We start from the raw sequence: 23,033 nt of genomic DNA, 5'->3' as shown, positions 1-23,033 counted from the left end.
AAATACAAATGAAAATATAAAAATGCACGGAGGCTAAAGCTATATGAGCGAAGCTATTATAAGATGTACATTATGTGGAGCAGAAAATACAGAGTATATAGACACAAAGATTAGAAATGCAGACGAAATTTCAGGGTGTAAAATGTATCGATGTAGAAATTGCGATACACATTTTATGTACCCACTTCCCAATAGTGAAGAACTTGAAGAGTATTATGATGGTTCATTTCGCGAAGAGGTTCACACAGAGGCTTATTATGAAGATGAAAGATTAACAAAAGTATTTAATCGATTTTTAGTGGAAGCCAAGACCAGAGTAAAAAGAGTGGAAGAGGATCTAGACTGTAAAGATGAAATATTGGAAATTGGATGTTCGGTAGGATATTTTTTATCAGCAGTTTCTGAAAAAGTAAATGGTGTATATGGAACAGAATGGGATAGCAAAGCCAGAAGCTATATAGAACGTGTCATTGATAATCCAAAGATCAAAGTAGCTAAGAACCCTGAAGATTTTGAAAAAAAGTTTGATAAGATTTTTTTATTTCATGTATTAGAACATATAGAGAATCCGATTATTTTTTTAAAGCGATTAAAGAAATTATTAAGGGAGAATGGAAAAATTTATATTGAAGTGCCTAATGTGGATGACATACTGGTAAAAACGTTTGAGTGTAAAGAGTTCATGGATTTTTATTATAAAAAGGCGCATATATTTAATTATAATGAAAAGGGGCTAAAATATATCTTTGATCATAGTGGATTGATTTCATATGAGATTAACTTTATTCACAGATATGATATTTCTAATCATTTTCAATGGTTACAACACGGCAAACCGGGTGGAAAAGGGCTATATGAAAAAGTCTTAGGTGATGAAGTAAACGAAGCTTATGTTAACGCTTTAAAGAAAGCAAAGCAAACGGATACATTGTTTGCTATCATATCAGCGTAGTATAAATAAGATAAGGATAATAAATATGCAATATAAAAAAATCATAGATAAAATTAAATATTGGGGACAAATTATATTACTACCAATTTATTGGTTATCTTTTATAACACCTAGAAGTAAAAAAATATGGTTGTTTGGGAGCACTTTTGGAAGAAGATTTGCAGACAATCCTAAATATGCATATTTATATATGAATCAATATAAAAAGGAAGAGATAAGACCAATTTGGATTACGCATAACAAAGATGTAGTGAAATTATTAAATGATAATAAATTGGAGGCTTATTATTATCATTCGTTTAAAGGAATATTTTATTGTCTCATAGGCAAAGTTTATATATTCGATAATTATTCAAAAGACATTTCATTTTGGTTATCGGGAGGAGCTACAAAAGTAAATCTTTGGCACGGAACAGCTACGAAGAAAATCAATCAGGATAACAAGTTTGATTATTACAGGCATCCAAGAAATAAGTGGGAGAGATTTCATACTGCGTTAAGAAGAATATCAGACGAAAAGCCTAGTCACTATGTACTGGCTACTTCTAAGAATATGGCTAAAATTCTGGAATCAGCCTTTAAAACGTATTCCTCTCATATGCTGGTAGTAGGGCATCCGAGAAATGATATTTTATTTAACAAAGGACTTAAGGATTTATATACAGAGGCAGAATTGCAAATACGAAGTGAGCTGCAACATTATCGAGAAGCAGATAAAAAATGTATCTTCTATACACCAACCTTTAGAGATAGTGAAGATATATTTTTGAAGATTATGAATATGGAACAATTCAACCGATTTTTAATGGAAAACAATTACATGTTATTTTCTAAGCTCCATATAAAGTCTAAGTTAAAACAAGAGTTTGCAGATATTAAGTATTCTAATATTAGATATATTGATGCAAATGTTGACCCTGCAACTATTTTAGAATTCGCAGATATGCTAATTGTGGACTATTCATCCATTTATCTGGATTACATGATGCTTGATAGACCGGTAGTGGCATTTCCGTTTGATTATGAAGAATATTTAAGTAATTCCAGAGAATGCTATTTTGAGTATGAAGAATATATGCCGGAACTTAAAGTCAAAACGATGTCAGAGTTGATGAGTGGTATCAAGCAGGTATTTGAAAATGATACATATAAAGATAAACGTCATATAAGAAGAAACTATCATTTCGAAGATATTGATGGCAATTCAAGCGAGAGATTATATAGAGCAATAAAAAAAATATTAGACAATATTTAGTATAAAGAATTAGTTGGGGGAATGACAAATGCAAAAGCTATATGATAAAAGATTACTAGATATATTAGATGCCTGTGGACTAAATATACAATTAAGCAGCGATAGCGTAAAAATACATAATGTGTTAATGGATATATTCAAAACGAAATGCGGGGATAGAAAAACAGCATTATGGGGGGCAGGTAGAAATAATTCAGAAAATAGTCATGCATTTGTAATCATTAAAAAATACACAACCTATATGCAAGGATTATCTACATTAATCGATTCTATACCTGATTTATGGGGAAAAGAATTTATGGGTTATCCTATTATCTCACCTAATGAAATAGTTAATAATGATATTGAGGTAATTGTTGTATCCTCAAAGGTTCAAGCAGATTCGATAAAAAAAGATATTAAAAAATATGCACCAAATTGTGAAGTGGTAGATATCTATGATGAACTTAGAAAAAAAGGTATTACCGTTTATCATAAATTTTACGAAGAAAGCAGTGCCTATACAAGTATCTATAGAATTAGGCAAGATTATCTGCTTAGTAATGATAAAAATGTAAAAGAACAAAGATTAAAAGAATTAATCTCAGCCTATTTCAATATTAAGGATTTATATTATGGTTTAAAATTTTCAAAAGAATATGTGAGCAATCAGTATAGTGATTACTTAAAGATAAAAAAAATGATAGAAGACGTGGAAGAGCTGGTAAGAGAAATAAAATTAAAAAATCAAAATAAAAAAGATGATGTAGTCATTTATTTTGTTGATTCTTTAAGAGCAATGGATGTATTCGAAAAAACTCAAAATTCGTATCAGGCTAAAATGCTGAAAGGTTATTTAGATAACGCTGCCATATTTACTAAAGTACGTTCTACAGGGGTTACTACTTATGAAAGTATGATTTCTGTCGTACAGGAAAAACTTCCATATGAGCGTAATGTATATGACAATAATATCTTATGTGAATTTGATGAATTCAGATTGCTATCAGTTGCAAAAGAGCAAGGATACGATATAAATTTCTTTATTTCAGAAGGCTATCCAATCGCAAGACCCACGGATGAGATTAATTTTATAAAACAAGTGTATGTTTCGGAAAAATTATGGTCCTTAGCTTGTCATATGGCAGAAAGTAAGAATAAGACCTTTAATTTTATTTATTTTCCATATGAGCTTCATTTTCCTTTGATTTGCGGTATGCATGAAAAGGAACCTAAGATAAGTGGTTTCGTAGATGTAGGAGTTGAAGATACAAGTGAGTTTGTGGAACGGCAATTGGAAGAATGTAAAAGATATGTTGATAATCAATTTGAATATTTCAGAACTTTTTTCAGTGAAGATATTTTAATGTCATTATTTTCTGATCACTCGCAAGTAGTTTATGACTCGGAAGAAAAGAAGCCTTATTTTATGTATTATAATAATATTGCAAGAAGTGTGGGAGTTACATTTTTTATTAAAGGATGGGGAATTGATAAACAATGGAATGAACAATTGGTCAGTTTATATGATTTTAATACCATATTTATTAATCTGCTAAAAACAGGAAAATTAGTTATAACAGATAATGACATTGTCAGATATCAATATTATCGTATTCATTACAAAAAATTAAGAGAAGTTGCACAGGAAAAGGGTTATACCGATTATATAGATGGAATTAATTGTTTTACCTCAAAAGACTATATATATATCATCACTGCAACCGATGTAGAAGAAGTGTATAGACTGGAAAATCATAAAATAAATATAATCGATACAAAAGAGGGACAGGCTTTTAGAAAAATAGTCAGAGAAAAATATGACTTAAGTTTTCCAACGTTTATGTGAAGATGTACATTTTGAATGGAAAGGATAGTAGCAGATGAAAGCAGTAATATTAAATTCGGGAATTGGAAGCAGATTAGGAAAATATACAGAACATAATCCTAAATGCATGGTTGAGATTAGAGACAATCAAACTATTATTGAATATCAAATTGATATGCTGATTCGTAATGGAATTACAGATATAATAATTTCTACGGGATATATGGAGGAATTATTAAAGCAACATTTAGAAAAATACAGTAATAAGTGTGATATTAAATTTGTTATGAATCCAGAGTTTAGAACAACCAATTATATTGTCTCTCTTAACTATATAGAAGATATAGAGGATGAAGTGATATTAATGCATGGTGATTTAGTTTTTGAGCAATCGGTCTTAATAGATATGATTCACTCTCCTTGTAGCGCAGTAGTAATCGATCAGTCATTGCCATTGCCAGAAAAGGACTTCAAAGCAAAGCTCAATAAAAATTTAGTAGAGTCAATAGGAATTGAGTTTTTTGGTGAGAATACTTACGCAAGTCAGCCGCTTTATAAATTTACCAAAGAAGAATGGAAATTGTGGAAGCAAGAAATATCCAAATTTTGCAATAACAAAATAACAAATGTTTATGCTGAGTTTGCATTAAATGAGATTACAGATCAATTAAAAATAAATGGATTAGATATAAATGGAAGATTATGTAATGAGATAGATAATGAGGAAGATTTAATAAAAATAAAAGACAGACTTAAGAGGCTGTAAGTGCAAGAGGAGAAGAGCATGGATAAAAAAGTTTATATTGCAATAAGCGCCGATATATTACATCAAGGGCATATTAATTTAATTAATAAAGCAGCTGAATTAGGGAAACTTACGGTTGGTGTTTTGACAGACGAAGCAGTTGCAAGCTATAAAAGATACCCAATTATTGATTTTGAAGCAAGAAAGAAAATTGTAGCAAGTATAAAAGGGGTTGAAAATGTTGTACCACAAGAAAATGTGGATTATGTAGAAAATTTATTACAATTAAAACCGGATTATGTTGTACATGGGGATGATTGGATTGACAGTATTCAAAGCAAGGTAAGAGAAAGAGTAATAAAGACTTTAAAGCAATGGGGAGGAGAACTTATTGAAATTCCCTATACTAAAGGCATTAGTGTAGACAAATTAAGCACCATTATCAGCCAGGATGGAACAATGCCGGAGCTTAGAAGAGCCAGATTAAGAAATATTTTAAAATTAAAACCTATAGTCAGAGTTATGGAAGCACATAACGGCATTAGTGCACTGGTTGTAGAGAATGCAAAGGTAGGAAAGGATGAAAGCATAGAAAGCTTTGATGCTATGTGGCTTTCAAGCTTAACAGATAGTACGGCGAAAGGAAAGCCGGATATAGAGCTAGTGGATATGACCTCTCGAATTAATACGATAAATGAGATTATGGAGGTTACGACTAAGCCAATTATTCTTGACGGAGATACAGGTGGATTGATTGAACACTTTGCTTATAATATAAAGACGTTAGAAAGAATGGGCGTATCTGCAATTATTATTGAAGATAAAATAGGCTTAAAGAAGAATTCGTTATTTGGAACCGATGTTGAGCAGACGCAAGATACAATTGAGCATTTTTGTGAAAAAATAAGAACAGGAAGGCAAGCACTTCAGACTCCCGAATTTATGATCATTGCAAGAATCGAGTCGCTTATCCTAAAACAAGGAATGGAAGATGCAATCGAAAGAGCAAAGGCTTATATAAAAGCAGGTGCTCATGGAATTATGATACATAGCAGAGAAAAGTCACCAGATGAGATATTTGAATTTTGTGAAAAATATCAAGAGTTTGGGAATGATATACCATTAGTGGTTGTGCCTACGTCCTTTAACCAGGTATATGAGAAAGAATTTGTAAAACATGGTGTCAGTATTGTCATTTATGCAAATCAGTTAATTAGAAGTGCTTATCCTGCCATGATGGATACAGCAAAACTAATTTTGGAAAATGAAAGATGTTTTGAAGCAGATAAAAAATGTATGCCGATTAAAGAAATTTTAACCTTAATACCTGGTGGAAATTAATAATAGGGGGGAGAATTACAATGGTTCGTGTGGAAGAGTTTTACAACATATTGCTGGAACATAAGATAGATTACTTTACAGGAGTTCCGGACTCTCAGCTAAAAGCATTCTGCGATTTCATTATAAATACATTAGGAGTTGGTAAAAATCACATGATTGCACCCAATGAGGGAAATGCGGTTGCATTGGCAGCAGGATACCATATTGCAACAGGCAAAATAGGAATGGTATATATGCAAAATTCAGGGCTTGGAAATGCGGTTAATCCGATTACATCTTTAACAGACCCAGAAGTATATGGGATTCCTGTTATGTATTTAATTGGCTGGAGAGGGCAGCCGGGAGTAAAGGATGAGCCACAACATGTGAAACAAGGTAAAATTACGCTTGAATTACTGGAACTTCTAAATATCAAATATTTTATCATAAAGAAGACAACAGAGATTGCTGATATTACAAATGCTTTGAATAATGAATTTAAAGAGGTCTTAGCAAAAGGACAAAGTGTTGCATTTGTTGTCGAAAAGGATTCCTTAGAAGCCTGTGGCAAGATGAAAAATGAAAACTTTAATAAGCTGAGCAGAGAAGCTGCGATTAAGGTAATTGTAGATTCCATTGAAAAAGATACATTGGTCGTTTCCACTACTGGAAAAGCTTCAAGAGAATTATTTGAGTACAGAGAAAATACGAATCAAAGTCATGAAAAAGACTTCTTAACAGTTGGATCCATGGGACATGCATCTATGATAAGTCTTGCAATTGCTGAAAATTCGAATAAAAAAGTAGTTTGTATTGACGGAGATGGCGCCATGATAATGCATACTGGTGCAGCAGCTTTGATTGGAAGCAGAAAGCCACGTAATTTTGTTCATATTCTTATAAATAACGGATCACATGAGACAGTTGGAGGTATGCCGACTATTTCCTATGACATAGATTGGGGAAATTCAGTTAAGGCATTTGGTTATAAGACGGTTTATAAAGCGTTCAATGAACAGGAAATAGAAGAAGCTGTTAAAAAAGCACAAAACGAAGAAGGACCGGTTTTAATTGAAATAATCGTGAATACAGAATCAAGAAAAGAGCTTACCAGACCAAGTATTAAGCCGATTGATAATAAGAAAAATATCATGACATTCATTCAAGAATAAAGAGGGATCAATATGAACTTTAACTTTGATTTATCTACAAAAATTAGAATTGAAAATGTTAGCGGCTTTAGAGAATACCTTGAAATGATAAAAAATCATAAAGTATTGCTGATATTATCAAAGACAATGGAGGAGAGATTTCAGTTATCGGATTGTATCAAAATATTTGAAAAAGAAAATAAATGCAATAGAATATTGAAAGTTTCTCCAAATCCGACCGAAAAGGACATAAAAAACGTTCTGGATACAGTGGATGTAAAATTTGATTTGGTGGTTGCAATAGGTGGTGGAAGTGCTATTGATTTAGCAAAAGGAGCAATCGCATTGTCTTATTGCATCGGGGAAAATTATAGTGAAGAATCTATATTAGAAAGTATAGTGAATAAAGAGTATTTGAAATATAAAAATGTTATAGAATTTGTTGCTGTTCCAACTACGGCGGGTACGGGTTCTGAAGTTACCAAATGGGGAACCATTTGGCAAGGCGATCATACCAAGAAGCTATCGGTAGAGGCAGATTGGCTTGCACCTACAAGTGCAGTCATTATCCCCGAAGTGACTGTAAAAATGCCAATTAGGTTAACACTTTCTAGTGGATTAGATGCGCTATCCCATGCCACTGAAAGCTACTGGTCAAAAAAAAGCAATCCGATTTCTCGTGAATTGTCAAAATCTGCGATAAGATTAATAAAAGAGTATCTACCTAAGGTTATAAAAGAACCTGATCAGTATGAATATAGAGAAAAAATGTGTTATGGCTCGTTATTTGCAGGTCTGGCATTTGCCAATACGAGAACAACCGCCTGCCATTCAATCTCATATCCCCTTACGATGAAGCATGGAGTAGAACATGGTTTTGCCTGCGCAGTTACTTTAACAGAAGTCATGAAATATAATCAAAAAGAAATAATTGAATATGATGAATTATTAAAAGCCTTTGGGATGTCTAATATAGACGAAATAAAGAATTGGATTGATATGCAGTGCAGTGGAATTCAAGAATTGAGACTATCTGCTTTCGGAGTGGATAAAAAGGACATAGAAGATGTCGTACAGAATACATTTACCACTGGAAGAATGGACAATAATCCCGTTGATTTAAGCATAGAGGATGTTAGAGATATATTAATTAAAGTGAAATAAAAGATGATAGAAAGCTTAAACTAATTACAGGAGGCCAATTATGGTAAAAGTTAGTATAATTGTACCAATTTATAATGTGGAGCAATACCTTGAAAAGTGCTTACAATCATTGGTAAATCAAACATTAGAGGATATAGAAATCATACTGGTTAACGACGCTTCTCCGGATCATTCAGACGTAATAATGAAAAAGTATGCTGAAAGATATTCTAAAATTATTAATGTATTTTTAAAAGAAAATTTGTGTCAGGGTGGTGCACGAAATAAGGGGGTAGAACAAGCAAGCGGAGAATACATTACATTTGTGGATAGTGATGATTATCTGGATTTGAATTTCTGCGAGAAGATGTATCAGGAAGCAAATAGAACGAATAGTGATTTGGCTTATGGTTCTTACTATGTAGTGAATGAAAAGGGAGATATAGCAAACGAAAGATTGATTTATCCAGTTGAGTTTAGTGGAACAATAACAGATGGTAAGAAATGTGGTCTTATTAATAAGGGGGCTTTTCCTTGGGGTAAGCTTTTTAAAACAAAGATATGGAAAGATAATAAAATAGAATTCCCACAGCATTTGAAATATGAAGATGCTCCTACGATACCTGTTTTTTTTATGTATGCAAAAATGTGTTGTTATGTAGAAGACTCTCATTACTATTACTTAAAAAGGGCGAATTCCGTTATGAACGCTAAAAATGGAGAGCATCATAAAGATGCACAAAAAACGGCTTTAATTTTTTTAGAACGTATGAAAGAGAGAGGATTTTATAAGAAATATCAAGAAGCCGTTGACCAGTGCGTGGTAGAACGATATTATTCGGTATATCTACGCAGGTGTTTAACAATGTATGATGAGGTGCCTTATGATAATATAAAAACTACACAAAAAAATATTTTAGCCTGGTATCCTAATTACAAAGAAAATAAATATTATTATTCGTTTGTGGGTGAAGACAGAATGCGGATGGGAATCAGCGAAATATCACCGGAGTTAGCATATGTATGGGATAAGTCTTATTGCAAACTGATGAATCGAGACAACGAGGTAAATAGAGCCTGGTATTTACCTTTTTATCAAAAAAACAGGGAAAAAATAAAACAATGTTTTGAAAAATATGCTCCTAATAATAAGATTTATGTGAGTGGAAACAAAGGAAAAAAAGAAGCTTTTTTATTTTATATCAGTCAGGAATTTCCTGAAATACAATTTATTGAGATAATAGATGAGCATGCTGCAACAGATTGTGCAATTGGAGTAAATCCGAGTGCATGTTTAGAAGTGATAAACTTATTAAAAGAAAGTCAACTGCAGATACCATTGATAAATTTAGAAGATTATTTGAATGATTACATTACGATATAGGTGAGGAGTTTGATATATTTAATATGCTAAAAAAGAATCTAAATGTCAGAACTAGTATAAATTATTAAATTGATGAGATTCTTTTAGCTAAAGATGAATAGAAGCAAATGGTATGATAAATTATTTGAATTGGGCTAAGGAGGAAAAATATGATATATGATGTAGAATCACTTATTGATTATGAAAAAATTAAAAATATAATTGAAAAACATAAAAATAAAAAAATTATATGTTTTGGTGGAGGAACTGCAGCAATATTTTTAACAAATAATTTACTTATTAATTACGATGTTGAATGTTTTATAGATAATAACAGCAAGCTTTGGGGAACTGAGATAAATGGAATACAAATTGTTAATCCTGAAATAGTAAAGGAGAAAGAAAAAGGCACATTTATAATATTAATTCTTAGTAGATATGTTATAAACATTAGTCAGCAATTGATTAGTTATGATTTAGAGGAAAATAAAGATTTTTTAAATATTTATGATGAATTTATAAAATATTTCAGAGTGAAAAAGTTTGATTGTATTGCGCATAAGTTTTTAGACTTTATTAATCGAATTCCTAATGATTTATTTAAGAACATTGAAGTAAAACATGATATTAATATTGGTATTGTATGTAAAGCATCAATTTTATTATTAGAGACATGGTATCCTTTGGCACAATACTTAATACTAAAATATTCAGGATATAAAGTAACTTTAATCGTTGATAATTTAAGAAGCTTTGATGATTTTACGCATTTTGATGGACAATCTGATATAGCAAAGGTATATAGTGATTTTGTAATTGAACGTATGAAAGAAAAGGTTGGTAAAATGCGAATTAAGTATATTGATTCGAATAATAAAGCAAGTTTAGTAAAAGAAGATATAGATGAAGTGAAAAGATTAGCACAATTAAATGTTTTATGGCAAGATTCAAAAACGGATAATTATGTTTACTGTTCCGCAGAAGAAAAACGCGATGTATTCGAAAAAATTTTACTTGACAACATGGAATCAATTAAATATTTTTTTGCACATAATAAATTTGACACAATTAATGTTTTAACAGCATTGCATAAAAGTAGGGGGTTATATATGTGGGAAGGCATTCGGTATAATATGAGGGTGTCAAATTATGACGCGGGTAATGATGAAAATACATTATACGAGACTAATTTTCCTAGTGCGCATTCAAATGATGTTAAAAACTTAATTGATAATAATAAATTTACTAAAGAAGAACTAAATAAAATAATTGAATTATCTAAAGATAATTTTAAAAGGCGGATGAATAGTACAATAGATAATATAGGCTATAATTATCAACTTGTTAGTAAAGTAAAAAAAGACCAGAAATTTTATGATATTATAATACCTTTAAATATATCTTGGGATGCTGCGGCACTTGGATTAGACAGAGTATTTAGGAGCTACACTGAATGGGTTATTGAAACTGTAAAATATATTGTTAACAATACGAATGCTAGTGTTATGATTAGAGAGCATCCTGCACAGGAAGTATATAAAGAATATAATTTTATAAGGTTGGAAAAAGAAATAAAAGAAATTTGTGACGATACTAGTAGAGTGTATTACTGCAATAGCTATGAAGAGGTAAATACATATAAAATGATAGAGAAGTGCAAAATTGTTCTTCCATATTCTAGTACTATAGGAATAGAAGCGGCGATACTAGGCAAAAAAGTAATTGTTCATACGAATTGTTATTATTCAAATATGAATTTTGTAATGAATGCCAATACGAAACAGGAATATTTTAAATTGATAAATATATACTTAAACAAAAATGAAAATATGAATGAAAATATAAAAAAAGAAGCTTATTTAGCATATTATTATCAGATGAAACATGCAATAGAAACTAATTTTACAGAAGCAAATGATGTATGGATGAATTTAAATTTTTGCGATTTATTAAATATGAAAGGAGTTAAAAAAATAATCCAAATTATAGGACAAGAAGAATCAGGAGTATATTTAAATATAAAAGAGGAATTAGATATTTTAAACAATAGATTAGGAGAGAAAATATGTTAAATAATAAAACAATCCTCATAACAGGTGGAACAGGTTCATTTGGAAATCACTTTGTTGAATATGTTTTAAAAAATTATAAGCCCAAAAAGGTAATTATTTATTCTCGAGACGAATATAAACAGTTTATTATGGCGGAAAAATTTAAAGATTACAAAAGTATTTTAAGATTTTTTATTGGCGATGTCAGAGATAAAGAAAGATTTGAAAGAGCGCTAAATGGTGTTGATTATGTCATCCATGCTGCAGCAATGAAGCAGGTACCTACATGTGAATATAATCCAATAGAGGCTGTTAAAACAAATATTAATGGAGCCATGAATATTATTGACGGTGTATTAAATACTCAAAGTGTAAAAAAAGTAGTAGCACTATCAACTGATAAGGCAGTAAATCCTATTAATTTATATGGTGGTACTAAGTTAGTGTCGGATAAATTATTCACAGCAGCAAATGCTTATGTTGGAGATCGCGATTTGAGTTTTTCTGTAGTTAGATATGGTAATGTAGCAGGAAGCAGAGGCTCAGTCATACCATTTTTTAAGAATATTGTGGATAATGGAGTGACAGAATTACCAATTACAGATTTTAGAATGACAAGATTTTGGATTGATTTGAATCAAGGAGTAGAATTAGTCATTAAAGCTTTAAAAGAGGCAAAAGGAGGAGAAACATTTATCTCGAAGATTCCTTCCTTTAAAATAACTGATCTAGCACAAGCTATGCTGCCAGATTGTAAATTGAAAGAAGTAGGCATAAGAGAAGGTGAAAAATTGCATGAAATTATGATTACAAAAGAAGATTCCATGACTACGTATGAATATGAAAAGCATTATATCATCTACCCTCAATATAGTTGGTGGGATAATAATAAAATAATAGAGGGTGGGAAAAGAGTAGAAGCAGAATTTGAATATATGTCAGGCAATAATCACGAGTGGATTAGTATTCAACAATTGAAAGAACGATTAATTAATATTTAGTATTTTATAATATTATTAATTAATTTAGAAAGGTGATAAATTATGAAATTTGCTCATGATGAGTTGAAAAATGTGGAGAACTGCCCTTGGTGCAGTCACGATCAGTATACTGAAGAATATAGTAATGAAAATGGTTGTAAGGTGGTAAGATGTAACAACTGTGGACTGGTTTATTCAACTAAAGTTTTAAATGAAAAAGGTATCAATAATTATTGGAATAATTATACAAATAAGTTACATATGGCTGACACTAAGCTTGCAGATGATAGAGTCAAAATGTACCAACTAGAATATGATTTTATAAGTAAGTTCATAAAAAAAAGAGATAATTCTATTTTAGATATTGGCTGTTCAAGAGGGATGTTTCTTGATTTCTTTCACAACAACGATAACGTTTGTTATGGTATCGAAATAGATGAAGTAGCGGCAGCCATTGCAAAGAAAAAATATACAGTATGGACCCAAGATATATGTAAATTGAAAATAGAGCAGAAGTTTGATTTAATTATAATGAGAGGGACGATTCAATATTTTCTTGATCCAAGAAAGACATTTGAAAAAATTGTAAGCTTATTAAATGAAAAAGGAATTATTTATATTACAAGTTCACCTAATGCAGATTCCTTATGCTTCAAATTATTCAAAGAAAAATTTTCGGTACCTGTTGGAGAGACTGATTATTATGCGTTTAATAGAAACGTAATTGAAGCATTTATGAATGATAATAAAATAAACTTATTAACAGACTATTGCTTTTATGAAACTACTCCTTATGCAGACATAAAAAAGGATATAGTAAGAGTGGCAGATGCGATACAAAAGCAGGAAAAAGGGGAAAAAATAGAACAAAAATCACCTCCGTTTTACAATAATATGCTTACTCTTGTATTTAAAAAAGATTAATTGAAAAGGGGTTTTACCATGAATGAGCAGACTGGATTGGAAATGTATCAATTGGCGGCTCGCTTATTTCCGATTTGCAGAAGTATAACAGGCAAGGGAACAAGAGAAACACTGGAAATCATAAAAGAAATATTACCAATGCTTCATATAGAAAATGTAGCATCAGGGACAGAGGTGTTTGATTGGACGATTCCAAACGAGTGGAATGTGTTTGAAGCCTATATCGAGGATGAGTCAGGTAAAAGGATAATTGATTTTAAGGACAATAATTTATACGTTATGGGTTATTCTTCACCTGTAGATAGATTTGTCAACTTAGAGGAATTAAAGAAATATGTTTATACACAAGAGGACCAGCCGGATGTGATTCCCTATGTGACCACCTATTACAAAAAGAGATTTGGATTTTGTATGGAAAAAAACAGGTTAGATGGTCTTAGGGATGGTATCTATCATATGGTTGTTAAGAGTGAATTAAAACCGGGATATCTAACATATGGTGAGCTAGTTATCTCGGGTGAAACAGAGGAAGAGATTTTTTTGTCAACTTATATTTGTCATCCATCTATGGCAAACAATGAATTATCAGGACCATGTGTAGCAGTACAATTAGCCAAGTGGTTAATGGGTTTTGAGAAAAGACGGTATACCTATCGAATCATTTTTATACCCGAAACAATTGGGTCGATTACCTATTTAAGTAAAAATATAGATAAGCTGAAAAAAAATGTTGTGGCCGGATTTAATTTATCCTGTGTTGGAGATGACAGAACCTATTCCTATGTAGCGTCGCGATATGGAAATACGTTAGCAGATAAAATTGCAGTAAATGTATTAAGATTTCATTACCCACAATACAAAAGTTATACATTCTTAGATAGGGGAAGCGATGAGAGACAATATTGTGCACCTGGAATTGATTTGCCATTATGTGCAATTTGTCGATCAAAATATGGTGATTATCCAGAGTACCATACCTCTGCTGATAACTTGGAGCTGATATCACCCAATGGGTTACAAGGAGCTTATGAGGTTTATAAAAAATGTATTACTGCTCTGGAATATAATAGGAATTATATGGTTCAATGCTTATGTGAGCCACAATTAGGAAAAAGGGGCTTATATCCTGATATCAGTAAAAAAGGGACATATGGAGAGATTCAAAACATAACGAATTTTATTGCTTATGCAGATGGACAAAATGATTTGATTGATATTAGTAATATTACAAATATTTCAATAGAAAAATTAATTCCCATTGTTATAAAGCTGTTACAAGAAGGACTTATTGCAGAAAAATAAAATCAGATAGATACAATGAAACTATATTGGAAAGGTAAAAAAGTATGAAATTTGATCCTGAAGAGTTGAAAAATGTGAAGAACTGCCCTTGGTGCAGTCAAGATAAGTATACAGAAGAATATAGTAATGATAATGGTTGCAAGGTCGTAAGATGCAATAACTGTGGATTGGTTTATTCAACTAAAGTTTTAAATGAAAAAGGTATCAATAATTATTGGAATAATTATACAAACAAGTTACATATGGCTGACACTAAGCTTGCAGATGATAGAGTCAAAATGTACCAACTAGAATATGATTTTATAAATAAATTCATGAAAGACAGTGATAATTCTATCTTAGATGTAGGGTGCTCGAGAGGGATGTTTCTTGATTTTTTTCACAATAACAATAATGTTTGCTATGGTATTGAAATAGATGAAATAGCGGCAGCTATTGCAAAGAAAAAATATACAGTATGGACCAAAGATATATGCGATTTGAATATAGAGCAGAAGTTTGATTTAATTATAATGAGAGGAACGATTCAATATTTTCTTGATCCAAGAAAGGCATTTAAAAAAATCGTAAGCTTATTAGATGAAAAAGGAATTATTTTTATTACAAGTTCACCTAATGCAGATTCATTATGCTTTAAATTATTCAAAGATAAATTTTCGTTACCTGTTGGAGAAGCCGATTATTATGCGTTTAATAGAGAAATAATTGAGACATTTATGAATGAAAATGGTTTAGAATTATTAACTGATTATTGCTTCTATGAATCGACTCCCTATGCAGATGTGAAGCAAGATATTGTAAGAGTGTCAGATGCGATACAAAAACAAGAAAAAGGGGAGAAAATAGAACAAAAATCACCTCCGTTTTACAATAATATGCTTACGCTTGTATTTAAAAAAAATTAATAATAAAACAAGTAAAGTAGATTAAGTAAGTGGTATATAATAAAGTATTTATAATTTCTAATCTTATAACAGAGAGAAAGGAACTATTATATATGAAAATCTTGTTTATGCTTCCAGCGCGAAGTGGATCTAAAGGTTTGAAAGATAAAAATATTAAAGAAATAAATGGGCATCCACTCATGTTTTATGCGATTAATGCAATATTAGAAAGTTCATCTTATAAAAACCATAAGTGTTATGTAATGTTAAATACAGATTCTCAGAATTATGCAGATATTGGTATAAGCCTAGGAGCTAAAGTACCATTTATAAGAGATAAAAAGCTATCTAAAGATAATACTTGTATAGTAGATGTAATTGATAATTCGATTAGCTATTTTAAAGATAGACAAGTTGATTTCGATTTATTCGCAATGGTACAAGTTACCTCTCCTCTTATAACAGCTCAAGATATTGACAATGCAATTCATATGTTTGAGGAAGATAGCCAATTGGATACGATTAATTCTGTAACGGAGTCGGAAATTATGCCATTATGGTGTAATACATTAGACAAAGATTTAGATATGAAAGACTTTATTAGTGAAGAAATTCGTAAAAAAAATAGGCAGGAGCTTCCTGTTTATTATCGCATAACTGGGGCAATTCGCATTTCTAAATGGAATCATTTTATTAATAATAAGTATGATTGGTATCAAGGAAATGTTAAAGCTCTAATTATGGACAATGCACATTCGGTTGATATTGATACTGTAGAAGATTTTGAATGGGCTAAACTTTTATTAAAGAGGAGAAGTAAAAATGATTAGTTCGTTATGTGTGATACCAGCGCGAAGTGGATCGAAAGGGTTAAAGGATAAGAATATTCTTGATATAAATGGTAAACCTGTATTGGCATATACAATTGAAGCGTGTAAAATGTCTGGTCTTTTTAATAATATTTATGTTGCGACTGATAGTAAAAAATATGCTGAAATTGCTTGCGACTTTGGAGCCGAAGTTCCTTTTTTAGAACCAGAATATATGGCAGGTGATGCTGTACCATCCACTGACCCTGTTATTTATTTTTATAATCAACTAGGTAAAGACGTGGAACTTTTGTGGTGTATGCAACCAACTTCTCCGCTGAGAAGTGTTGAAGATATTGTTAATGCTTACAAGATAATAGAGAATAACAGTATCTGTGAATATGTTTTGGGTACTACAATAATAGATCCTCACTATTTTCACTGGGCACTTCAAGATAAAGACAATGATATGGCAGAATTATTTTTCGGAAAGGAAATGCTTGTTGACAGAAGTGAATTAAAAGATATTGTCCATCGCCCAAATGGGGCTATTAAAGTAGGACGAACTAATTCAGTGTTGAAATCGAGAAGTTTTTTCGGAGAAAACATTAAAAGAATAGACATGCCAGAAGAAAGATCAATTCATATTAGAGGTATAATGGATTACGAATTATGTAAATTATTATTGAACAAAGAGGTGTAAAATTTGGAGTATGAAAATAAAATTATTATAATTACTGGTGGATGCAGTGGGATAGGTGGAGAAATAACTAAGTATTTGTTAAAAAAAGGTGCATTTGTAATTCCAACTACTAGAAATATAAATTGTTCAAATACATTTTTAAATACTATTGATGATGAGTACAAATCACGATGCTTTCCATTTGAGTTAAGTTTGGAAAAGCAAGAATATATAAGTGATTTTATTATAAAAATAAAAAGTCAATACAAAAAAATTTATGCTTTAATTAATTGTGCCGTTTGTAGAGAGCCAGTAACTAATTTTTATGAATTAAATATTGAAGAATGGGATAAACATTATAGAATTAATGTTTTTGCAACAGCATATTTAAGCGGAAAGGTAGCGGAAGAATTAATTATGAAGGATGGCTCGATTGTTAATTTTTCATCATTTTATAGTATTAATATTCCTGATAATAGGGTATATGATAAAGGGACTATTCCGACATCATTAATTTATGCGTCATCGAAAGCAGCTCTTAATTATATAACTCAGTATATGGCAGTAATTTATGCGGAGAGAAATATAACTGTAAATGCCATTTTAGCAGGTGGAGTAGAAAATAAAGATAGACAGACACCATTTTTTACAGAGCAGTATTGTTTACGCACACCAATGAAAAGAATGGCAAAGTCTAGTGATTTTAATAAAGCAGTGGATTTTTTCATATCCAATGATAATAAATATTGCACAGGTCAATTGTTATCTATTGATGGAGGATGGAATTTGCTATAATAGTAAGAAAGGAGTTATAATGGCTAAATTATGTTTAGGAACAGTACAATTTGGTATGCAATATGGAATCTATAATAAGTATGGACAACCTTCTATGGAAGATTGTTTTGAAATGTTTGATATTGCATTGGATTCTGGTATTAACAAGATTGATACAGCAGCAGCATATGGAATTGCAGAAGAACTGATAGGTAAATATGTTCATAGGCGTGGAAAATCCAATGATTTGGAAATCATTTCAAAGCTTCGTCCAAATGTTTTAGACGTTGAAAGTGGAACACCCCAGCAAATTATACGAGCACAAGCGGTTCGTTCTTTAAGGCGAATGAATATTGAGTTATTAGATGGATATTTATTACATACTCCAGAGTATATCTATAATTCAGATATTTTGGAAGGATTGCAAAACATTAAAAAAGAGGGTTTAGTAAAAAATATAGGAGTTTCCATTTATGATATAAAAGAAGGCGATGCAGCAATCAATACTGGAATTGTTGATTATATTCAACTTCCCTATAGCGTGTTTGATCAAAGAGGAATGATAGATGAATTTTTTGTAAAAGCAAAACAAAGTAATATAACAATATATTGTAGAAGTGCATTTTTACAAGGACTTATCTTAATGAACGAAAATGAAATACCAATGCATTTGATAGATGCAAAGAAATATGTTACTATTTTTAATGAATTAGTTCAAAAATACGATGTGAATGCAATTGATACTTTAATACATTTTGTATATGATAATGAATATATTGATTATTTAGTATTTGGAGTTGATACGAAAGAACAATTAAAATACGATATTGAAGCGGTTAAGAAAAAATCTATGCCAGTTGAATTGATGACTGAAATTGAAGATAAGCTTAAGAATATTGGGAAGAGTATTATTATTCCAAGTCTATGGAAGAAAAATTAAAAATAGGGGATTTCATAATGTATAACTCAAATTCAGGAAAAACTTATATCATCGCTGAGATGTCAGCAAATCATGCAGGAAGTATAATCAGAGCGAAAGAAATAATACATGCAGCAAAAGAATCAGGCGCAGATTGTATTAAAATACAAACCTATACACCAGATACAATGACAATTGATTGTAACAATAAGTATTTTCAAATTACAGAAGGAACTTGGAAAGGTGAAAATTTATATAAACTGTATAAGAAAGCTTATACGCCATGGGAATGGCAATCAGAATTAAAGGAAGAAGCTGAAAAAGTTGGGATCGATTTTTTGTCTACACCATTTGATAAAACTTCAGTTGATTTCTTAGAAAGTATAGGTGTAGAATTTTATAAAATTGCATCGTTTGAATTAGTCGACATTCCTTTAATTGAATATGTGGCATCAAAAGGAAAACCTATAATTATGTCTACTGGTATGGGATCTTTAGGAGAAATTGAGGATGCAGTAAATGCAATTCGAGGCCAAGGCAATAATCAAATTGCATTATTAAAATGTTCAAGTGCCTACCCTGCTATTCCAGATGATATGAATTTGAAGACAATGGTTAATATGGCAGAGACATTCAATGTATCAGTAGGTTTGTCAGACCATTCTATGGGTTCTTTAGGAGCGGTAACAGCAGTGGCAATGGGCGCACAAATTATTGAAAAACATTTTTGCATGAGTAGGGAAATAGAGAGCCCAGATTCTTCTTTTTCAATGGAGCCTATAGAATTCGCTGCAATGGTAAATGACATCAGAACAGTAGAAAAAGCAATTGGGAATGTTTTTTATGGAGTATCAAATCAAGAAAAAAATAATGTTTTATTTAGACGTTCTATATTTGTTATAGAAGATATTAAATTTGGTGAGCCATTTACAGAAGAAAATATAAAAGTAATAAGACCAGGAGATGGAATATCACCTAAGTATTATAATTCTATTATAGGAAAGATTTCTACACAAAGTATTAAAAGAGGTACCCCATTAAAACATAATATGATAGGTAGTGAATGGCATGAGAAGTAATTTAAATCTAAGAAAAGTAGAAAGCGAAGACATTGATTTACTTTTTGAATGGGCAAATGAAAGCCAATGTAGAAAAAATTCATTTCGTTCTGAAAGAATAGACTATAATGAACACAAAAGATGGTTTGTTAGTAAATTGATTGATATAAACTGTAATATGTATTTATTAGTTAGCAATGATGACTATATTGGACAAGTTAGAGTTGAAAAAGATGGAGATACAGGATTAGTCAGCTATAGTATTAATAAAAACTATAGAGGAAAAGGTTATGGATATGACATTTTATCTATTCTTGAGGAAGAAATAAAAAGAATGGGAGAAATAAAATATCTGGTCGGAAAAGTTAAACATGATAACCAAGCGTCTCACAAGATATTCATGAAATTAGGTTATATTCCTGAAGAGAATGAAGACTACATTCTTTATAAGAAGATTATATCAATGAATTAGATTAGTATCATTATAAAATTATTAACAAACAAAGGAGCCAACATCATGTATATACCATACGGAACACAGTCAATAGATGAAGACGACATACAAGCAGTTGTGGACGTATTACGTTCAAATTTTTTAACAACAGGACCTGCCGTTGCTCAATTTGAGAAAAAGGTGGCAGATTATGTAGGAGCAAAATACGCAGTAGCAGTTTCAAATGGGACAGCGGCACTTCACGTAGCGTGTCTTGCTGCAGGAATTAAAAAAGGAGATGAAGTAATAACAACTCCGATTACGTTTGCAGCATCATCCAATTGTGTTCTATATTGTGGTGGTACTCCTGTTTTTGCTGATATAAAAAAAGATACTTACAATATTGATCCTGATGATATCAGACGTAAAATAACAAAAAAAACAAAAGCTATTATTGCAGTACATTTTACTGGACAACCTTGTGAAATGGAGGAAATTCATGCAATTGCTAGAGAATATAATTTGTTAGTTATTGAAGATGCGGCACATGCTCTTGGCGCAGACTACAAAGGAAAAATGGTTGGGAGTATGTCTGATATGACAACCTTTAGCTTTCATCCTGTTAAGCATATTACAACAGGAGAAGGTGGAATGATTATGACAAATAGTGATGCTTTGTATGAGCGTTTATCTTTGTTTAGAACTCATGGCATCACAAGGGATGAAAATTTATTGACAGTAAATGATGGTGATTGGTACTATCAGCAGTTAGAATTGGGATACAATTATCGAATTACAGATATTCAATGTGCACTTGGAATTTCGCAATTGGATAAACTTGATTTATTTATTGAGAACAGGAAAAAGATTGTAAGAAGATATAACGATGCATTTGCTAATGTAGAAGAAGTTGTAACTCCCTATCAACAAGAGGAGTGTAATAGCAGTTGGCATCTATATGTTATTCAGGTTAAAAAAAGAAAAGAGATATTTGACAAATTAAGAGCTGCCGGAATTGGTGTTAATGTACATTATATACCGGTTTATTCATTTCCATATTACCAAAAACATGGCTATGATAATGTACATTGCCAGAACGCTGAAAAATTATATGAAAACTTAATTAGCCTGCCTATCCATGCGAAGCTAACACAAAGTGAACAAGATTATGTAATTGAACATGTAATCACAGCAGTAAAGGATTGCTAATAATTTATATAGTGAGTAGAGTCATAGGAATTTTCCTATGACTTTTCATAATATTAGGAGGAAATCAATGTATAAGATAATATTTATTGCACATGGTGGGCGTAATATTGGAATGGGACATATCATCAGATCCATGTCTTTGGCGCATGAATTTAGACTTCATAATTATGAAGTAACGTTTATTAGTAGGTATGAAACAGGTCAAAAAGTGTTATTGGAGAACGGATTTCATTTAATACCGATAAATGGAAAAGAAATAAATGTAGACGAGTTTTATTATGGTTCAAAATATGAATTGGAACAAGATTTGCGTGTAATACCAGAAATATTATTATCGGAAATGCCTGATATAGTTGCAGTTGACTCTTATAATGTTACAACAGAATTCTTTTTTGAGATAGCATCATTTACAAAATGTTTAATATATATTGATGATATAGCATCATTTAGTTATCCTGTTGATATTATAATAAATGGGAATATATCAGCTGCATTATTAAAATATGAAAAGTTATCTGAAAATCAACAATTGTTGTTAGGACTTAAATATAATTTAATCCGTCAGGAATTTAGTAATATACCAAGGCGTAAAGTGTCAAAAAAGTGTAAATCAATTATGATTTCAACTGGTGCGTCTGATCCACATAATATGACATACAAAATATTAAATATGCTTTTGAACAGTGATAGGTTCAGCAGTTATAGTATAAATATTGTAATTGGAAAGGGTTTTAAAGATCATGCAGTAAAGCAAATTAAAGAGTTAGCTTTGCTAAATCCTTTTGTATCTCTATATGAAAATCCTCCTAAAATGTCAAAAATAATGCTCCAGTCTGATTTGGCGATTACGGCAGGGGGAAGTACAATATATGAATTATTCGCATGTGGTGTAATTACATTTGCGTTTATATATGCAGATAATCAAAAGAATTTGGTAGAAACAGCAGAACAAAAGGGTTATCTATTTAATATGGGTTATTATAATAGATTAGATGAGAAAGTGATGATTGAAAATATTACAATGGTTTCAGAAAATTATTCTTTGAAAAAAAATATAGTAGAGAAAATCCAATCGGTAATAGACTGTAAAGGAACACATCGTATCGTAAAAGTAGTAGATGCCTTTATGTTAAAAATAAATTAAATTACATAAATAAATTTTCAAACTCTAAAATAATATATTATGCTATAATAAAAATTAAATAATTAAATTTGAACATATCATGTAATTGTAGTGTAAAAATATTATAACATACTTGATTCAATGTAATA

General features: G+C 30.9%; 21 protein-coding genes. All 21 read left to right on the top strand.

What is annotated here, in order from left to right; translation table 11 throughout:
- Positions 1-43: 43 nt before the first annotated feature.
- On the top strand, positions 44-952 hold the full coding sequence (locus C8E03_RS09565) for a class I SAM-dependent methyltransferase (RefSeq protein ID WP_110290922.1): 909 nt from the start codon (positions 44-46) through the stop codon (positions 950-952).
- Positions 953-977: 25 nt separating this feature from the next.
- Positions 978-2,207, top strand: a complete 1,230-nt coding sequence (locus tag C8E03_RS09560; RefSeq protein WP_110290921.1) for a CDP-glycerol glycerophosphotransferase family protein — start codon at positions 978-980, stop codon at positions 2,205-2,207.
- A gap of 28 nt (positions 2,208-2,235) precedes the next feature.
- Positions 2,236-4,035, top strand: coding sequence for a hypothetical protein (locus C8E03_RS09555; RefSeq protein ID WP_110290920.1), 1,800 nt, complete (start codon positions 2,236-2,238; stop codon positions 4,033-4,035).
- 34 nt (positions 4,036-4,069) lie between these two features.
- Entirely contained in the window at positions 4,070-4,780 is a 711-nt protein-coding gene (locus tag C8E03_RS22445; RefSeq protein WP_242993470.1) for a phosphocholine cytidylyltransferase family protein, read from the top strand.
- A gap of 18 nt (positions 4,781-4,798) precedes the next feature.
- Positions 4,799-6,100, top strand: coding sequence for a phosphoenolpyruvate mutase (gene aepX, locus C8E03_RS22440; protein WP_094378334.1), 1,302 nt, complete (start codon positions 4,799-4,801; stop codon positions 6,098-6,100).
- Positions 6,101-6,120: 20 nt separating this feature from the next.
- Entirely contained in the window at positions 6,121-7,251 is a 1,131-nt protein-coding gene (gene aepY, locus C8E03_RS09545; RefSeq protein ID WP_110290919.1) for a phosphonopyruvate decarboxylase, read from the top strand.
- A gap of 12 nt (positions 7,252-7,263) precedes the next feature.
- The gene (locus C8E03_RS09540; RefSeq protein ID WP_110290918.1) at positions 7,264-8,394 is read left to right on the top strand and encodes a phosphonoacetaldehyde reductase; all 1,131 of its coding nucleotides are present in this window, start codon (positions 7,264-7,266) and stop codon (positions 8,392-8,394) included.
- A gap of 40 nt (positions 8,395-8,434) precedes the next feature.
- On the top strand, positions 8,435-9,757 hold the full coding sequence (locus C8E03_RS09535; protein ID WP_110290917.1) for a glycosyltransferase family 2 protein: 1,323 nt from the start codon (positions 8,435-8,437) through the stop codon (positions 9,755-9,757).
- A 149-nt stretch (positions 9,758-9,906) separates the two neighbouring features.
- On the top strand, positions 9,907-11,808 hold the full coding sequence (locus C8E03_RS09530) for a capsular polysaccharide export protein, LipB/KpsS family (RefSeq protein WP_110290916.1): 1,902 nt from the start codon (positions 9,907-9,909) through the stop codon (positions 11,806-11,808).
- A complete protein-coding gene (pseB, locus tag C8E03_RS09525; protein ID WP_094378328.1) occupies positions 11,802-12,788 on the top strand; it encodes a UDP-N-acetylglucosamine 4,6-dehydratase (inverting) in 987 nt (328 codons plus the stop codon). Before C8E03_RS09530 ends, pseB begins: the two co-directional genes overlap by 7 nt.
- 42 nt (positions 12,789-12,830) lie before the next feature.
- A complete protein-coding gene (locus C8E03_RS09520) occupies positions 12,831-13,691 on the top strand; it encodes a class I SAM-dependent methyltransferase (protein ID WP_094378329.1) in 861 nt (286 codons plus the stop codon).
- A gap of 18 nt (positions 13,692-13,709) precedes the next feature.
- Positions 13,710-14,993, top strand: coding sequence for a DUF4910 domain-containing protein (locus tag C8E03_RS09515; protein ID WP_201798240.1), 1,284 nt, complete (start codon positions 13,710-13,712; stop codon positions 14,991-14,993).
- A 44-nt stretch (positions 14,994-15,037) separates the two neighbouring features.
- Positions 15,038-15,898, top strand: coding sequence for a class I SAM-dependent methyltransferase (locus C8E03_RS09510; protein ID WP_094378330.1), 861 nt, complete (start codon positions 15,038-15,040; stop codon positions 15,896-15,898).
- 92 nt (positions 15,899-15,990) lie between these two features.
- A complete protein-coding gene (locus tag C8E03_RS09505; RefSeq protein ID WP_094378331.1) occupies positions 15,991-16,707 on the top strand; it encodes an acylneuraminate cytidylyltransferase family protein in 717 nt (238 codons plus the stop codon).
- Complete coding sequence (locus C8E03_RS09500) at positions 16,700-17,389, top strand: acylneuraminate cytidylyltransferase family protein (protein ID WP_094378332.1); 690 nt, start codon at positions 16,700-16,702, stop codon at positions 17,387-17,389. The genes C8E03_RS09505 and C8E03_RS09500 overlap by 8 nt, the downstream gene beginning before the upstream one ends.
- A gap of 3 nt (positions 17,390-17,392) precedes the next feature.
- Complete coding sequence (locus tag C8E03_RS09495; protein ID WP_110290915.1) at positions 17,393-18,163, top strand: SDR family oxidoreductase; 771 nt, start codon at positions 17,393-17,395, stop codon at positions 18,161-18,163.
- A gap of 19 nt (positions 18,164-18,182) precedes the next feature.
- Positions 18,183-19,082: an aldo/keto reductase gene (locus C8E03_RS09490; RefSeq protein ID WP_170122959.1), complete on the top strand. Its 900-nt coding sequence runs from the start codon at positions 18,183-18,185 to the stop codon at positions 19,080-19,082.
- Positions 19,083-19,099: 17 nt separating this feature from the next.
- Positions 19,100-20,140 carry a pseudaminic acid synthase gene (gene pseI / locus C8E03_RS09485; RefSeq protein ID WP_242993468.1) on the top strand — a complete coding sequence of 347 codons (1,041 nt, stop codon included), beginning with the start codon at positions 19,100-19,102 and terminating at the stop codon, positions 20,138-20,140.
- A complete protein-coding gene (locus C8E03_RS09480) occupies positions 20,130-20,591 on the top strand; it encodes a GNAT family N-acetyltransferase (protein WP_110290912.1) in 462 nt (153 codons plus the stop codon). The genes pseI and C8E03_RS09480 overlap by 11 nt, the downstream gene beginning before the upstream one ends.
- A 45-nt stretch (positions 20,592-20,636) precedes the next feature.
- The gene (gene pseC / locus C8E03_RS09475) at positions 20,637-21,761 is read left to right on the top strand and encodes a UDP-4-amino-4,6-dideoxy-N-acetyl-beta-L-altrosamine transaminase (RefSeq protein ID WP_110290911.1); all 1,125 of its coding nucleotides are present in this window, start codon (positions 20,637-20,639) and stop codon (positions 21,759-21,761) included.
- Positions 21,762-21,828: 67 nt separating this feature from the next.
- The gene (gene pseG / locus C8E03_RS09470) at positions 21,829-22,905 is read left to right on the top strand and encodes a UDP-2,4-diacetamido-2,4,6-trideoxy-beta-L-altropyranose hydrolase (RefSeq protein ID WP_170122958.1); all 1,077 of its coding nucleotides are present in this window, start codon (positions 21,829-21,831) and stop codon (positions 22,903-22,905) included.
- Positions 22,906-23,033: the final 128 nt, after the last annotated feature.

The sequence above is a fragment of the Lachnotalea glycerini genome (genome assembly GCF_003201285.1).
Lineage (GTDB): Bacteria > Bacillota > Clostridia > Lachnospirales > Lachnospiraceae > Lachnotalea > Lachnotalea glycerini.
Note: the sequence above shows the minus strand (reverse complement) of the source record. Positions and strands in the feature narration are given on the sequence as shown.

What these genes read in the sequence shown, in the direction of transcription:
- C8E03_RS09560 (WP_110290921.1), top strand. Translation starts at nt 978, where the DNA reads ATGCAATATAAAAAAATCATAGATAAAATTAAATATTGGGGACAAATT.
- C8E03_RS09505 (WP_094378331.1), top strand. Translation starts at nt 15,991, where the DNA reads ATGAAAATCTTGTTTATGCTTCCAGCGCGAAGTGGATCTAAAGGTTTG.
- C8E03_RS09540 (WP_110290918.1), top strand. Translation starts at nt 7,264, where the DNA reads ATGAACTTTAACTTTGATTTATCTACAAAAATTAGAATTGAAAATGTT.
- pseC (WP_110290911.1), top strand. Translation starts at nt 20,637, where the DNA reads ATGTATATACCATACGGAACACAGTCAATAGATGAAGACGACATACAA.
- pseG (WP_170122958.1), top strand. Translation starts at nt 21,829, where the DNA reads ATGTATAAGATAATATTTATTGCACATGGTGGGCGTAATATTGGAATG.
- aepX (WP_094378334.1), top strand. Translation starts at nt 4,799, where the DNA reads ATGGATAAAAAAGTTTATATTGCAATAAGCGCCGATATATTACATCAA.
- aepY (WP_110290919.1), top strand. Translation starts at nt 6,121, where the DNA reads ATGGTTCGTGTGGAAGAGTTTTACAACATATTGCTGGAACATAAGATA.
- C8E03_RS09565 (WP_110290922.1), top strand. Translation starts at nt 44, where the DNA reads ATGAGCGAAGCTATTATAAGATGTACATTATGTGGAGCAGAAAATACA.
- C8E03_RS09520 (WP_094378329.1), top strand. Translation starts at nt 12,831, where the DNA reads ATGAAATTTGCTCATGATGAGTTGAAAAATGTGGAGAACTGCCCTTGG.
- C8E03_RS09535 (WP_110290917.1), top strand. Translation starts at nt 8,435, where the DNA reads ATGGTAAAAGTTAGTATAATTGTACCAATTTATAATGTGGAGCAATAC.
- C8E03_RS09500 (WP_094378332.1), top strand. Translation starts at nt 16,700, where the DNA reads ATGATTAGTTCGTTATGTGTGATACCAGCGCGAAGTGGATCGAAAGGG.
- C8E03_RS09555 (WP_110290920.1), top strand. Translation starts at nt 2,236, where the DNA reads ATGCAAAAGCTATATGATAAAAGATTACTAGATATATTAGATGCCTGT.
- C8E03_RS09490 (WP_170122959.1), top strand. Translation starts at nt 18,183, where the DNA reads ATGGCTAAATTATGTTTAGGAACAGTACAATTTGGTATGCAATATGGA.
- C8E03_RS09515 (WP_201798240.1), top strand. Translation starts at nt 13,710, where the DNA reads ATGAATGAGCAGACTGGATTGGAAATGTATCAATTGGCGGCTCGCTTA.
- pseB (WP_094378328.1), top strand. Translation starts at nt 11,802, where the DNA reads ATGTTAAATAATAAAACAATCCTCATAACAGGTGGAACAGGTTCATTT.
- C8E03_RS09510 (WP_094378330.1), top strand. Translation starts at nt 15,038, where the DNA reads ATGAAATTTGATCCTGAAGAGTTGAAAAATGTGAAGAACTGCCCTTGG.
- C8E03_RS09480 (WP_110290912.1), top strand. Translation starts at nt 20,130, where the DNA reads ATGAGAAGTAATTTAAATCTAAGAAAAGTAGAAAGCGAAGACATTGAT.
- pseI (WP_242993468.1), top strand. Translation starts at nt 19,100, where the DNA reads ATGTATAACTCAAATTCAGGAAAAACTTATATCATCGCTGAGATGTCA.
- C8E03_RS09530 (WP_110290916.1), top strand. Translation starts at nt 9,907, where the DNA reads ATGATATATGATGTAGAATCACTTATTGATTATGAAAAAATTAAAAAT.
- C8E03_RS22445 (WP_242993470.1), top strand. Translation starts at nt 4,070, where the DNA reads ATGAAAGCAGTAATATTAAATTCGGGAATTGGAAGCAGATTAGGAAAA.